The following is a 12,919-nucleotide window of genomic DNA, read 5'->3' as shown; positions in this document are numbered from 1 at the left end:
TGCTCCCCGGGGCACATCACGGGACGCTCTAAGCTGAATGAATCTGTGCCCGCGCACGTGCGGGCGTTCCCACTGAAAGGACCGCGCCATGGCGACCGCTCGAACAGTTCTGGTAACGGGAGGCAATCGCGGCATCGGCTACGCCATCGCCGAGGAATTCATCGCCCAGGGACACCGGGTCGCCATCACCGCGCGCTCAGGCGAAGGCCCCGCCGGCAGCCTCACGGTGCGCGCCGACGTCACCGATTATGCCTCGATCGACGCGGCCTTCACCGAGATCGAGGCCGCGTACGGCCCCGTCGAGGTCGTCGTCGCCAACGCGGGCATCACCAAAGACACCCTGCTCATGCGGATGTCGGAGGATGACTTCACGTCCGTCATCGACACCAACCTCAGCGGCGCGTTCCGCGTGGTCAAGCGGGCGTCCAAGGGCATGCTCAAGGCCCGGTTCGGCCGGATCGTGCTGATCTCCAGCGTCGTCGGCCTCTACGGCTCGGCCGGGCAGGTCAACTACTCCTCGTCCAAGAGCGGCCTCGTCGGACTGGCGCGCTCGGTCACGCGTGAACTCGGCGCCCGCGGAATCACGGCCAACGTCGTTGCTCCCGGCTTCATCGAGACCGATATGACGGCGGCTCTGCCGGAGGCACAGCAGGCCGAATACAAGCGGAACATCCCGGCGGGCCGGTTCGCCGCGCCGGCCGAGGTGGCCCGCGTGGTCACGTGGATCGCGGGCGACGACGCCGCGTACATCTCCGGCGCGGTCATTCCCGTCGACGGCGGCCTGGGAATGGGCCACTAGCCGCACCACCAGCGGCCGAGCCGCCGCCGGTTGAGCCGCGGCCGGTTCAGCCGCGCAGGCCCAGGATCGGCAGGACCTGGCTGAGGTCGGTCGTGCCGATCACCAGGTCGGCCGAACGGCGCACGACCGGCTTGGCGTTGAACGCCACACCGAGACCGGCGATCCGCATCATGGTGAGGTCGTTGGCGCCGTCGCCCACGGCAACCGTCGAGCAGAGGTTGACTCCATCCGCCGCCGCCCATTCGGCCAGGGCGGCGGCCTTGGCCGTGGCGTCGATGATGGGCCCGACCAGGCCTCCGGTGAGACGGCCGTCGGCCACCTCGAGGCGGTTCGCCCGCCAGTGGTCGAGCCCCAGTCTCTCCGCGAGCGGGTCCAGGAGTTCGTGGAACCCGCCGGAGACCACGCCGACAGTACTGCCCGCGGCGTGCAGGCCGTCGATGAGGGCGTGCACCCCCGCGGTCGGCCGGATCAGGGCGCCGACCTCTGCAAAGACGTCGGTCGACAATCCGGCCAGGGTGGACACCCGCTCGCGCAGGCTGGCCGCGAAGTCCAGCTCACCACGCATGGCGCGGTCGGTCACATCGGCCACCAGGGCGAGGGAACCGGCCGCGTCAGCGAGGAGCTCGATGACCTCGTTCTCGATGAGGGTGGAATCGGCGTCGAGGACGACGAGGAATCGGGCTGCAGGAATCACGGGTGTACGTGTACGCCCTTCCCGACCACGGTGATGCCGGATTCGGTCACGCTGAAGCCGCGAGCAAGATCTCGGTCACGGTCGACGCCGATGGCGGCGCCCTCCGCCACGATGACGTCCTTGTCGAGGATGGCGCGGTGCACGACTGCGCCGGGGCGGATCTGCACCCGGTCGAACACGATCGAGTCCACGACGTGGGCGCCGGAGTCGATCACGGCCCAGGGCCCGACGACGCTGCGCTCGAGGTGAGCGCCGGAGATAACGCAGCCCAGCGACACGATCGAATCGATCACGGTGCCGAGTGAGCCCTTGGCGTCGCGCACGAACTTGGCCGGCGGCGAGTTCAGCTGCTGGCTGAAGATGGGCCAGCTCTGGTTGTACAGGTTGAAGACGGGCAGCGCGGAGATCAGGTCCTGGTGCGCCTCGAAGAACGAGTCGATGGTTCCCACGTCGCGCCAGTAGTAGCGGTCGCGGTCGGTCGAACCCGGCACTTCATTGCGCTGCAGGTCGTAGACGCCGGCTTCGCCGCGGGAGACGAAGTCCGGAACGATGTCGCCGCCCATGTCGTGGCTGGAATCCGTGCGTTCGCCGTCACGACGGACGGCCTCGATCAGGGCGTCGGCGTTGAAGACGTAGTTGCCCATCGAGGCGAAGACTTCGTGCGGCGCGTCGGCGAGCCCGATCGCGTCCTTGGGCTTTTCGCGGAAGTCGCTGATCCGGTCGGGGGTGGCGGCATCCACTTCGATGACGCCGAACTGGTCGGCCAGCCCGATGGGCTGACGGATGGCGGCAACCGTTGCCTGCGCGCCCGACGCGATGTGCGCCTCGATCATCTGACTGAAGTCCATGCGGTAGACGTGGTCGGCACCGACCACGACGACGATGTCGGGCTTCTCATCGTGGATGAGGTTGAGGCTCTGCAAGATAGCGTCGGCGGAGCCGCTGAACCAGCGCTTGCCGAGCCGCTGCTGGGCCGGAACCGAGGCGATATAAGAGTTGAACAGCCCACCGGACACATGCCACGTCTGCGAGACGTGCCGGTCGAGGCTGTGCGACTTGTACTGGGTGAGCACGACGATCTGGGTGACACCGGAGTTGATCAGATTCGACAGTGCGAAGTCGATCAGACGGTAGTGCCCTCCAAACGGCACCGCCGGCTTGGCGCGGTCTTCGGTCAACGGCATCAGCCGTTTTCCCTCGCCGCCTGCGAGAACGATTCCAAAGATCTTCTTGGCCTTCATAAGTTCAGAGTAGGGCCATCCGGGTGTTGGGACCAGCGTGCGGGGGTGTGTCCCTGGTTCAGCCTGCGCTAGTTTTACTGCATGCGCGTCGATCTGCTCACCAAGGAATACCCGCCCGAAATCTACGGAGGGGCCGGTGTCCACGTTGCGGAGCTGGTCAAGGCCCTTCGCGCCGACATCGACGTCACGGTGCGGTGCTTCGGCGCCCCCCGTTCGGAGGCGGACACCTTCGCCTACGGCGTCCCCGCCGAACTCGCCGACGCGAACGCAACGCTGACCACACTGGGCGTCGATCTGCAGATTGCCCAGGACGTGGCCGGAGCCGATGTGGTGCACTCGCACACCTGGTACGCCAATGGCGCAGGTCACATCGCCAAGCTGTTGCACGGCGTGCCCCACGTGGTCACCGCGCACAGCCTCGAACCGCTGCGGCCGTGGAAGGCCGAGCAGCTCGGCGGCGGCTACCGGGTGTCGAGCTGGATCGAGAAGACAGCGTTCGAGGCCGCGGATGCGGTCATCGCCGTCAGCGGCGGTATGCGCGCCGACATCCTGCGCAGCTACCCCGCTCTCGACGAATCCCGCGTGCACGTGGTGTACAACGGCATCGACCTGGACCGCTGGAAGCCGACGGAGGACGCCGACGTCGTCCGCGCCCTGGGCATCGATCCTGACCGTCCCGCTGTCGTCTTCGTCGGGCGGATCACCCGCCAGAAGGGCCTGCCCTACCTGCTGCGTGCCGCTGCCCTGCTGCCGCCGGAGGTGCAGCTCGTGCTCTGCGCCGGCGCACCTGACACTCCCGGCATCCTCGCCGAGGTGACCGGGCTGGTCGAGGCCCTGCAGAAGGAACGATCTGGTGTGGTCTGGATCGACCGTCTGCTTCCCCAGCACGAGCTGTCTGCCGTACTCACGGCCGGCACCGTCTTCGTCTGCCCCTCGGTGTACGAGCCCCTCGGCATCGTCAACCTCGAGGCCATGGCGTGCGGCCTGCCCGTTGTCGGCACAGCGACAGGCGGCATCCCCGAGGTCGTCGCAGACGGCGTCACCGGACGGCTGGTCCCGATCGACCAGCTCAGCGACGGAACCGGCACACCCACCGACCCCGAGATCTTCGTGGCCGACCTCGCCCGCACCCTCACCGAGGTCCTGGCCGACCCGGCCCTGGCCGCCCAGATGGGCCGCGCCGGACGTGTGCGGGCTGAGGAGATGTTCAGCTGGGGCCAGATCGCCGCCAGCACCAGGGAGATTTACGCCGCGCTGCTCTAGCGTGACCCGGCGGCCTGGCGGCGCCCGATAACATGGGCTTATGGTCAACGTTCTTCACTTCACCGGAGTATCCGTCGTCCGGGGTGGCACCACCATCCTCGACTCAGTGGATTGGAGCGTAGACGGCGATCAGCGCTGGGTCATCCTCGGTCCGAACGGTGCCGGCAAGACCACCACGCTGCAGATCGCCGCGGCCCTGCTGCACCCGTCGAAGGGCACGGCCGAGGTGCTCGAGGAGCCGATCGGCGCCAGCGACCTCTTCGAATTGCGTCCCCGCATCGGCTTCGCATCCACGGCCATGGCCCGACGAGTTCCGGCGAACGAAACCGTGCTCAACGTCGTCATGACCGCCGCGTACTCCGTGACCGGCCGCTGGAACGAGGAATACGAGGAGATCGACGAGCGCCGCGCCCAGCGGGTGCTGTCCGAGTGGAAGCTCGACCACCTCGCAGACCGCAAGTTCGGCACCCTGAGCGACGGCGAGCAGAAGCGCGTGCAGATCGCCAGGTCGATCATGACGGACCCGGAGATCCTGCTGCTCGACGAGCCCGCCGCCAGCCTCGACCTCGGCGCCCGTGAGGAGCTCCTCCGGCTGCTGAGTGGCTACGCGAGCGAGCCGAACTCTCCGGCCATCATCATGGTGACCCACCACGTCGAGGAGATCCCACGCGGATTCACCCACGTCCTGCTGCTCTCCGGCGGCAAGGTCGTCAGTTCCGGCCCGCTCGCGGATGCCCTCACGGCGGACGCGTTGAGCGAGGCATTCGGTCTCCAGATCGAGCTCACCGAGACCGACGGCCGCTATGCGGCACGCGCAATCTGATCTTTCGCTGTGTCCTGGCCATCCCCGGCCTCAAGATTCTGCTAAACTCACTAGCTGGTCCTCGTGACCGATACACTTTTCTGCCGCAACCGGCGAGCCAGAACCCACCCACCGAAACGCACCAAGGAAGTCTCCATGAAGTCTGACATTCACCCCACATACGCTCCCGTGGTCTTCCGCGACCTCGCGTCGGGTGCGACGTTCCTTACCCGTTCGACGGTCTCCAGCTCGAAGACCATCGAGTGGGAAGACGGCACCACCTACCCGGTCATCGACGTGGAAATCTCCTCGGAGTCGCACCCGTTCTACACCGGCAAGCAGCGCATCATGGACTCCGCCGGACGCGTGGAGAAGTTCAACTCGCGCTACAAGGGCTTCGGCAAGTAGTCCGCCTCTTCTTCGCGGATCCGTTCCACGGATTCGTCGCCCAGGGTGACCAGCTTCGGCTGGTCACCCTGTTGTCGTTGTGCGGTGCTCTCTGGTGCCGTCAGCCGCAGTGCAGCCAATAGAAGCTCTGCGCCCCCAGCGTGAGAGTGATGCTGCCGTCCTCATCGAAGGACGGGAACACGGCGCCGCCGAAGATGTCGTACAGGCGGGTGCCGGCCAGGTCGGGTTCGTCGATGTGGAATGCCACCGGGTTGTGCGCGAAGCTGAAGATGCAGAGCAGGGTTTCGGGCTGGTCGCCGAAGCTGGAGCCTGACCCGGCGTACTCCCGGAGGAAAGCCAGGATCGATTCGTGGTCAGTGTTCAGCACGCGCAGCGAACCCAGACCGAACGTCGGATGCCCCTTGCGCACGTAGATGACGTTGCGGATCCAGTGCAGGAGCGACCCGGACTGCGCGAGGTGGGACTCGACGTTCGTCTGGGTGTAGTTGTAGACCAGAGACTGCACCACCGGCAGGTACAGCTTGCCCGGGTCGGCCGCTGAGAACCCCGCGTTCCGGTCGGGCGTCCACTGCATGGGGGTGCGCGAACTGTCCCGGTCGGGAAGCCAGATGTTGTCGCCCATCCCGATCTCATCCCCGTAGTAGAGGAACGGGCTGCCCGGCAGGGCGAACAGCAGGGCGTGCGCGAGTTCGAGTTCCGACCTGTTGTTGTCCAGGAGCGGCGCCAGCCGCCGGCGGATCCCGATGTTGGCGCGCATCCGCGGGTCATAGGCGTACCAGCCGTACATCGCCTGGCGGTACTCCTCGCTGACCATCTCGAGGGTGAGTTCATCGTGGTTGCGCAGGAATACCGCCCAGCCGGCACCGTCGGGGATGTCTGTCGTCTCCGAGAGCACCCGCACCAGCTCACCCGCACGCTGCGAGCGGAGCGAGTAGAACACTCGTGGCATCACGGGGAAGTCGAAGGCCATGTGGCACTCGGGTTCGTCTTCGGTGCCCAGGAACGCGGCCACCTCACGCGGCCACTGATTCGCCTCCGCGATCATGATGCGGCCGGGGTAGTGGCGGTCGACGAGGGATCTGAGCCGCTTGATGAACTCGTGGGTGGGCGGTTCGCCCTCACCGTTGCCCTCGTCGGATTCGTAGAGGTAGGGGATCGCGTCCAGCCTGAACCCGTCGACACCGAGGTCAAGCCAGTACCTCACCACGTCGATGATCGCCTCGTGCACCGCCGGGTTGTCGTAGTTGAGATCCGGCTGGTGGGAGAAGAACCGATGGAAGTAGAACTGGCGGCGGACGGAGTCGAACGCCCAGTTCGATTCCTCGGTGTCGGTGAAGATGATGCGGATGTCCGGGTATCTCTCGTCGGTGTCGCTCCAGACGTAGAAATCGCCGTACGGCCCCGTCGGATCCTGCCGGGACTGCTGGAACCAGGCGTGCTGGTCCGAGGTGTGGTTCAAGGGCAGGTCGATGACGATCCGCATGTTCCGTTCGTGCGCCTTGGTCACGAGTTCCTTGAACTCGTCGAGAGTGCCGAACTCGGGCAGGATCGACCTGTAGTCGGCGACGTCGTAGCCGCCGTCCCGCAACGGCGAGGTGAAGAACGGGGGAATCCAGAGGGCGTCGATGCCCAACCACTGCAGGTAGTCCAGCTTCGAGATCAGCCCGGACAGGTCGCCGGCGCCGTCAGCGTTGCTGTCCACGAACGACCGGACCATGACCTCGTAGAACACCGCACGGCGATACCACCGCGGGTCAAGGGTGAGCCCGGGGAGTTGTATGGGTGCGGTGAAACTCACGGCGTTCCTTCCGGCCCTGACGCGGCTGGCCCGACTGGCGGTGGCCTGGCGTGTCGGTGGATGGTGCAGATGTGACCGAGTCTAGGTCGATCACGCCGAAGCGGTCGAGATTGCCGTGGCCGGCCCGCCTAAACTGGGATCGATGATCGTTCCCTCGCCATACGCCGACCTGCTCACCGTGATGGATGCCCGCGCCCACACCCGATCCGTGCTGGGCAGCGACACCCGGTACTGGGAGTACGGCGATCCGGACTCGTCGACGACGATCGTGATGGTGCACGGGTTTCGCGGCGATCACCACGGCCTCGAGGCCGTCGTGGCGCAGCTGCACGGCCTGCGCGTGATCTCACCCGACCTGCCGGGCTTCGGTGAATCGGCGCCGTTCGCCGCCCTGCCCCACAGCGTCGAGTCCTATGCGGCCTGGCTCACCGAGTTCCTGCGCCTGGCGGCGTTGCCCGGCCGGGTCGTCGTGCTCGGCCACTCCTTCGGCTCGATCATCGTCGCGGCCGCGGCCGCGGCTCCCGCCGGCATCCCCGCCCACGACCTGGTGCTCGTGAACCCCATCGCCGCCCCGGCCCTCGCCGGTCCGCGCGGCCTGCTGACCAGACTTGCGGTGTTCTACTACTGGCTCGCCGCGAAGCTCCCCGAACGGCTGGGGTTCGCCCTGCTGCGCAACCGCGTCATCGTGCGGGTCATGAGCATCACCATGGCCAAGACCCGCAGCCGCCAGCGCCGCCGCTGGATCCACAATCAGCACGACAGGTATTTCTCCGCCTTCGCCGACCGCACGGTGGTCCTCGAGGCCTTCAGGGCCTCTGTAGGCCACGATGTCAGCGAATACGCCGACAGGATCGCCACTCGAACGCTGTTGATCGCGGCCGAGAAAGACGACATCACCCCCGTGGCCGCGCAGGTGCGGCTGCGTGCCCAGTTCGCCGACGCCCGCCTGCACGTGATCCCCGGCGTAGGGCACCTGATCCACTACGAGGTCCCCGAGGAAGCGGCCATCCAGCTGCGCCTGTTCCTGGAGCAGGCGTCGTCATGAACACGCGCGCCGAGGCTCCGCTCCGCATCGTCTTCGACTGCCGGTACACCCGCATCGACCGGCACGACGGCATCAGCCGGTACACGGCCGGACTCGTCACCGAGCTGGGCCGGCTGCACCCGGTGACCATGCTGATCAGTGACCACCGCCAGCTCGCGATGCTGCCCGCCCTGCCGTGGCAGCTCGTGCGCTCGCCCACCAGCCCACTCGAGCCCCTCGTGGCGCTGACCGTCAACAAGCTGCGTCCCGACATCGTCTTCAGCCCCATGCAGACCATGGGTTCGTGGGGGCGGCGGTACCGCCTGGTGCTCACGGTGCACGACCTGATCTACTACCGCAATCGCACCCCACCGCGCGAGTTCTCCGCCGCGATCCGCCTGCTCTGGCGGCTGTACCACCTCTCCTGGGCCCCGCAGCGGATGCTGCTGAACCGGTCGGACGGCGTGGTGACCGTGTCGGAAACCACCGGCGCGCTGATCAGCCGTCATCGGCTGACCCGCCGTCCGGTGTCGGTGGTGCCCAACGCCGCCGATTCCGTGGCCGCGACCGGCCTGGCGCCCCGCACGGCCCCGGCCGGCAAGACTCTGGTCTACATGGGATCGTTCATGCCGTACAAGAACGTGGACACCCTGGTGCGGGCGACCGCGGAACTGCCGGGCTATGAGCTGCACCTGCTCAGTCGCATCAGCGACGACGAACGGGCCCGGCTGAGCGCCCTCGCCCCACAGGCGACTCTGGTCTTCCACAACGGCGTCACCGATGAGGACTACGTCAGGGTGCTCTCCCGGGCGACCGCCCTGGTGACGGCGTCTTTCGACGAAGGATTCGGTATCCCGCTGGTGGAGGCGATGAGCCTGGGCATTCCCGTGGTCGTGAGCGACATCGACATCTTCCGGGAGATCGGCGGCGACGCAGCCGGCTATGCCGACCCGAACGATCCTGAGGCCGTCGCCGCCGCCGTGCGCGCACTGGAGGCACCGGGGGAGTGGGCGAGGCGGTCGAGCCTCTCCGTGCGGCAGGCCGCCCGTTTCACCTGGGCCGAGTCCGCCGAACAACTGCTCCGGGTATTGCAGGGCACCCAGGCTGCCTCCCGGCGCTGAGGGACCCTCCGGGCGCTGAGGACGACGGAGTCAGCGCACCGGCTGGAACGCCTCCAGCTCGAGCCGTCCGTCCTGCCACCGGAAATCGTGCACCGAACCATTCGGGATGAGTTCACCGGCCGCCGGACGCTTCCCGCCGGTCGCATACCGCACCAGGGTGCCGATCACGCCGCCGTGGCAGACCACGACGATCTGGCGGTCGGGGTACGTGAGCGCCAGCAGTTCCAGCGCCGGCAGCACCCGGTCGAGCACGGCCTGGCGGGTTTCCAGACCCGGCACTTTCGACCCGTCGGGGAAGCGCAGCTGTCGTTCGGCGAAGGTCAGGCCCTCGATCTCGCCGTGGTGGCGTTCGGTGAGCTCCGGCACGACAAGCGGCGCCGGCCGGTCGAGTTCCCCGGCGATGATCCTGGCGGTCTCGTGCGCCCGCGTCAATGGGCTGGTGACGATTGCGTCCCAGTGGGTGCCCCGCAGGGCCAGCCCGGTCTCGGCGGCCTGAGCCCGGCCGATCGAGTTCAGCGGGATGTCCGTGCTGCCCTGGATCCGTTTTTCCAGGTTCCAGTCGGTCTGGCCGTGCCGGACGATCGCGAACCTGGTCATCACAACGCCGCCTTCTGCTGCAGGAGTCTCAGTTGCTGAGTGCTCAGTTGGTGAGTCGGGTCACCAGCCCGGCGAACGTCTCCGACGTGCCTGCCTCCAGTTTAACCAGGGCGCGCCCGTCTCCCTTGGTCGCCCCGCGGTTGATGACCACGATGGGGAGCTTGCGCCGCCTGGCCAGTTCGAGCAGACGGATGCCGGAGTTGACGGCGAGCGAGGAGCCCGCGACGATCAGGGCATCCGCCGCTCGCACGAGGGCGGCCGCAGCGGTGAACTTGCCCGTGGGAACGAGTTCGCCGAAGAACACCACGTTCGGCTTGAGCAGACCGCCGCAGACCGAGCAGTCCGGAACTGTGAAACCGTCGATGTCCACCACGATGGCGTCGCCGTCGGGAGCGATCTCGACCTGCTCTGGATGCGCGAGGACCGGGTTGTCGGCTTCCAGCCTGGCCGCGATGCTGTCGCGGCCGAACGCCTGGCCACAGGAGAGGCAGACCACCAGGTCCATCGAGCCGTGCAGGTCGACCACGTGCCTGGACCCTGCGCGGGTGTGCAGGCCGTCGACATTCTGGGTGATGATCCCGCTGACCAGGCCTGAGGCCTCGAGCGCGACGAGTGAGCGGTGGCCCAGGTTGGGCTCTGCCGCCCTGAACCGGTGCCAGCCGAGGTGGCTGCCCGCCCAGTAGCGCTTGCGCGCCCGCTCATCGGCGACGAAGGTCTGAAATGTCATCGGTACGCGGACGGGAGCTCCGGCCCCCCGGTAGTCGGGAATTCCGGAATCCGTGCTCACGCCGGCGCCGGTGAGGACCGCGGTGCGCCGGCCGCGCAGCAGCGCGGCGAGGGCGTCGAGGGCTTCCTCTGCGCCCACCGACGGTGTCAAGAGTGTCTCAGCCGTCATCGTGCTCCATCCGCTTCACCACACCATTCGGCCGGCCCTGCTGACCTCTGGGCGGGCGACGATGTCCTCTGAGTCTAAACTGGTCAGTTTTCGACCGTGTTACAGATCCCTGTCAGAGATTCCTCCGGCGTGGCGGCCGGACACACTTCCCAGAAAGGCGGCGGCCCCGTGCAGATCGTCCCGATAACCGACCTGGACCAGCCGGGTCTCACCGACTATTCGCGGTTGACCGACGTGGCCCTGCGCCGGGTCAGCGAACCGGCCAACGGCCTGTACATCGCCGAGTCCGCCAAGGTCATCGGCCGGGCCATCGCGGCCGGACACCGCCCCCGGTCCGTGCTCGTGCAGGAACAATGGCTGCCCGAAGCCGTCCGTCTGCTCGCCGACTGGCCGGACGTGCCCATTTACGTGGGCTCGGCGGCACTGCTCGAACAACTCACCGGATACAACCTGCATCGCGGCGCACTCGCCGCCATGCACAGGCCGGACCTCGCCTCCGTCGCCGACCTCATCCGTGACGCCAGACGCATCGTCATCCTCGAGGACATCGTCGACCACACCAATGTCGGGGCGATCTTCCGTTCCGTCGCCGGGCTGGGCGCCGATGCCGTGCTGATCACCCCGCGCTGCGCAGACCCGCTCTACCGCCGCAGCGTGCGCGTGAGCATGGGGACGGTGCTGCAGGTGCCTTGGACCCGGCTGCCGGAATGGGGCGACGCCGCTCCCGTGCTGCACGAGCTCGGTTTCCACCTCGCCGCACTGGCTCTCTCCGACGACGCCGTGTCTCTGGACACCTTCGCGATCGACCCGCCGCACCGGGTGGCCCTGATCCTCGGCACCGAGGGCGACGGCCTGAGCCGGCACGCGCTGGCGGTCGCGGACACCGTCGTGACGATCCCGATGCTGCACGGGGTGGATTCCCTGAACGTGGCGTCTGCCAGCGCCGTCGCCCTCTACGCCCTGAGGGCCTAGAGCCCGGCCGCACCAGCCCAGTTCGGCAGGCGCGGCCGCGCCTGCCTGGCAGCCTCGGCGACCCTGGTTAGACTCATCGAATGTCTCCCACCCGACGTCAGGTCTATCTCCGTCGGCGCATCGCGTTCTTCGGCGCTCTGGCCGTTCTCATCACCGCCATCGCCTACCTCACCAGCACCGGTCTCGCTCCGGTCTCCGCTACCGCGGCCGCGCTGGCCGAGCCCGCCGCGCTCACCCAGCCCGCGGTCTCGCCGGCCTGGCCCGCCGGCGGCGCCGGTGCCATCGGCGCGGTGGGGTACGACGGGGTGCTGGGCGCCAGCGGGGACCAGGACTCCGTCCCCATCGCCAGCATCACCAAGATGGTGACCTCGTTGGTCATCCTGCAGGCCAAGCCGTTGACCGGTGACGATCAGGGGCCGATCATCACCTTCACCGACAAAGACGTCGACTTCTACTACGACGCCATCGCCGAGAACGGCTCGGTCGCGCCCGTCGTCTCCGGCATGGAGCTCAGCCAGCGCGAGGCCTTCGAGACCATGCTGCTGCCCTCTGCCAACAACTACAGCGTCTCCCTCGCGGTGTGGGCGTTCGGCTCCGTCGACGCCTACCTCACAGCGGCGGCTGACTTCCTGACCACGAACGGGCTGACGGGGACCACCGTCGCCGACACCAGCGGCATCTCCGCACAGAGTGTCAGCAGCCCAGCCGACCTCGTTGCCATCGGCAAACTGGTGATGGCGAACCCGGTTCTCGCCTCGATCGTGGCCATGCCCAGCGCGGATATCCCGACCGTGGGCACCGTCACCAACACGAACAAGCTGCTCGGCATCGACGGCGTCGACGGCATCAAAACCGGCACCACCGATGAGGCCGGCGCCTGCCTGCTCTTCGCGGTGGACGTGCCCGTCGGCGACAGCACGGTCACGCTCGTGGGCGTCGTGCTCGGCGGGAACACCCACCCCGAGCTGAACCAGAGCATCCTCGCCCTGATCGACAGCGTGGCACCGGGCTTCCGCCAGGTTGTCCTGGTCGAGGAGGGCACACCGTTCGGCACCTACACCACACCGTGGGGCCAGTCCGGACAGGCCGTCGCCGAGACCACGGAGACCGCCGTGGTCTGGTCGGACACGCCGATCAGCACCGCTGTGGACATCGACAAGCTGGCGCTCGGAGACGAGGGCGACCCCGTCGGCAGCGTCGACGTCACCGTCGGAACGCAGACCGTCACGGTTCCCCTCGTGCTCGATGCCACCCTCACCGACCCCGGGCCGTTCTGGCGTTGGACTCACCCCGGCGAGGTCTGAC

The 12,919-nt window shown here is 67.7% G+C and carries 13 protein-coding genes; 8 read left to right on the top strand and 5 right to left on the bottom strand.

Annotated elements, in window-relative coordinates:
* Positions 1-88 precede the first annotated feature (88 nt).
* The gene (fabG, locus tag BJQ94_RS09445) at positions 89-799 is read left to right on the top strand and encodes a 3-oxoacyl-ACP reductase FabG (RefSeq protein WP_265401023.1); all 711 of its coding nucleotides are present in this window, start codon (positions 89-91) and stop codon (positions 797-799) included.
* 46 nt (positions 800-845) lie between these two features.
* On the opposite strand, the gene serB is transcribed toward fabG, so the two are convergent.
* Together serB and BJQ94_RS09435 are read right to left on the bottom strand one after the other, a co-directional pair.
* Positions 846-1,490: a phosphoserine phosphatase SerB gene (gene serB, locus BJQ94_RS09440; protein ID WP_265401158.1), complete on the bottom strand. Its 645-nt coding sequence runs from the start codon at positions 1,488-1,490 to the stop codon at positions 846-848.
* A complete protein-coding gene (locus BJQ94_RS09435; protein ID WP_265401024.1) occupies positions 1,490-2,734 on the bottom strand; it encodes a glucose-1-phosphate adenylyltransferase in 1,245 nt (414 codons plus the stop codon). Before BJQ94_RS09435 ends, serB begins: the two co-directional genes overlap by 1 nt.
* 81 nt (positions 2,735-2,815) lie before the next feature.
* Between BJQ94_RS09435 and glgA the strand changes: the two genes are divergently transcribed.
* From glgA to BJQ94_RS09420, 3 genes are all read left to right on the top strand, one after another.
* Positions 2,816-3,997 carry a glycogen synthase gene (gene glgA / locus BJQ94_RS09430; protein ID WP_265401025.1) on the top strand — a complete coding sequence of 394 codons (1,182 nt, stop codon included), beginning with the start codon at positions 2,816-2,818 and terminating at the stop codon, positions 3,995-3,997.
* Positions 3,998-4,037: 40 nt separating this feature from the next.
* Positions 4,038-4,820 (top strand): ABC transporter ATP-binding protein, encoded by a 783-nt coding sequence (locus BJQ94_RS09425; protein WP_265401026.1) that lies wholly within the window; start codon positions 4,038-4,040, stop codon positions 4,818-4,820.
* A gap of 135 nt (positions 4,821-4,955) precedes the next feature.
* Positions 4,956-5,207: a type B 50S ribosomal protein L31 gene (locus tag BJQ94_RS09420; protein WP_066595443.1), complete on the top strand. Its 252-nt coding sequence runs from the start codon at positions 4,956-4,958 to the stop codon at positions 5,205-5,207.
* A 100-nt stretch (positions 5,208-5,307) separates the two neighbouring features.
* Here BJQ94_RS09420 and treS read toward each other — a convergent pair whose 3' ends face one another.
* Positions 5,308-7,005, bottom strand: coding sequence for a maltose alpha-D-glucosyltransferase (treS, locus tag BJQ94_RS09415; RefSeq protein WP_265401027.1), 1,698 nt, complete (start codon positions 7,003-7,005; stop codon positions 5,308-5,310).
* Between the two features lie 142 nt (positions 7,006-7,147).
* Between treS and BJQ94_RS09410 the strand changes: the two genes are divergently transcribed.
* Together BJQ94_RS09410 and BJQ94_RS09405 are read left to right on the top strand one after the other, a co-directional pair.
* The gene (locus tag BJQ94_RS09410; RefSeq protein ID WP_265401028.1) at positions 7,148-8,050 is read left to right on the top strand and encodes an alpha/beta hydrolase; all 903 of its coding nucleotides are present in this window, start codon (positions 7,148-7,150) and stop codon (positions 8,048-8,050) included.
* Entirely contained in the window at positions 8,047-9,150 is a 1,104-nt protein-coding gene (locus BJQ94_RS09405) for a glycosyltransferase family 1 protein (RefSeq protein WP_265401029.1), read from the top strand. Before BJQ94_RS09410 ends, BJQ94_RS09405 begins: the two co-directional genes overlap by 4 nt.
* 30 nt (positions 9,151-9,180) lie before the next feature.
* Here the strand turns inward: BJQ94_RS09405 and BJQ94_RS09400 are convergent, their stop codons facing one another.
* Both BJQ94_RS09400 and BJQ94_RS09395 read right to left on the bottom strand, forming a co-directional pair.
* Positions 9,181-9,747 carry a histidine phosphatase family protein gene (locus BJQ94_RS09400; RefSeq protein ID WP_265401030.1) on the bottom strand — a complete coding sequence of 189 codons (567 nt, stop codon included), beginning with the start codon at positions 9,745-9,747 and terminating at the stop codon, positions 9,181-9,183.
* Positions 9,748-9,790: 43 nt separating this feature from the next.
* A complete protein-coding gene (locus tag BJQ94_RS09395; RefSeq protein ID WP_265401031.1) occupies positions 9,791-10,642 on the bottom strand; it encodes a Sir2 family NAD-dependent protein deacetylase in 852 nt (283 codons plus the stop codon).
* A 168-nt stretch (positions 10,643-10,810) separates the two neighbouring features.
* Here BJQ94_RS09395 and BJQ94_RS09390 point away from each other — a divergent pair, with 168 nt between their 5' ends.
* Complete coding sequence (locus BJQ94_RS09390) at positions 10,811-11,614, top strand: RNA methyltransferase (protein ID WP_265401032.1); 804 nt, start codon at positions 10,811-10,813, stop codon at positions 11,612-11,614.
* Positions 11,615-11,694: 80 nt separating this feature from the next.
* Positions 11,695-12,918, top strand: coding sequence for a D-alanyl-D-alanine carboxypeptidase (locus BJQ94_RS09385; protein ID WP_265401033.1), 1,224 nt, complete (start codon positions 11,695-11,697; stop codon positions 12,916-12,918).
* Position 12,919 lies beyond the last annotated feature (1 nt).

It is taken from the genome of Cryobacterium sp. SO2, from assembly GCF_026151165.2.
Lineage (GTDB): Bacteria > Actinomycetota > Actinomycetes > Actinomycetales > Microbacteriaceae > Cryobacterium.
The sequence above is the reverse complement of the archived record's forward strand: the minus strand, read 5'-3'. Positions and strand labels throughout refer to the sequence as shown.

Excerpts from the sequence above, each read along its gene's own strand:
- fabG (WP_265401023.1), top strand. The coding sequence starts at position 89 with ATGGCGACCGCTCGAACAGTTCTGGTAACGGGAGGCAATCGCGGCATC.
- glgA (WP_265401025.1), top strand. The coding sequence starts at position 2,816 with ATGCGCGTCGATCTGCTCACCAAGGAATACCCGCCCGAAATCTACGGA.
- BJQ94_RS09385 (WP_265401033.1), top strand. The coding sequence starts at position 11,695 with ATGTCTCCCACCCGACGTCAGGTCTATCTCCGTCGGCGCATCGCGTTC.
- BJQ94_RS09400 (WP_265401030.1), bottom strand. The coding sequence starts at position 9,747 with ATGACCAGGTTCGCGATCGTCCGGCACGGCCAGACCGACTGGAACCTG.
- BJQ94_RS09405 (WP_265401029.1), top strand. The coding sequence starts at position 8,047 with ATGAACACGCGCGCCGAGGCTCCGCTCCGCATCGTCTTCGACTGCCGG.
- BJQ94_RS09410 (WP_265401028.1), top strand. The coding sequence starts at position 7,148 with ATGATCGTTCCCTCGCCATACGCCGACCTGCTCACCGTGATGGATGCC.
- BJQ94_RS09425 (WP_265401026.1), top strand. The coding sequence starts at position 4,038 with ATGGTCAACGTTCTTCACTTCACCGGAGTATCCGTCGTCCGGGGTGGC.
- BJQ94_RS09395 (WP_265401031.1), bottom strand. The coding sequence starts at position 10,642 with ATGACGGCTGAGACACTCTTGACACCGTCGGTGGGCGCAGAGGAAGCC.
- BJQ94_RS09435 (WP_265401024.1), bottom strand. The coding sequence starts at position 2,734 with ATGAAGGCCAAGAAGATCTTTGGAATCGTTCTCGCAGGCGGCGAGGGA.
- BJQ94_RS09420 (WP_066595443.1), top strand. The coding sequence starts at position 4,956 with ATGAAGTCTGACATTCACCCCACATACGCTCCCGTGGTCTTCCGCGAC.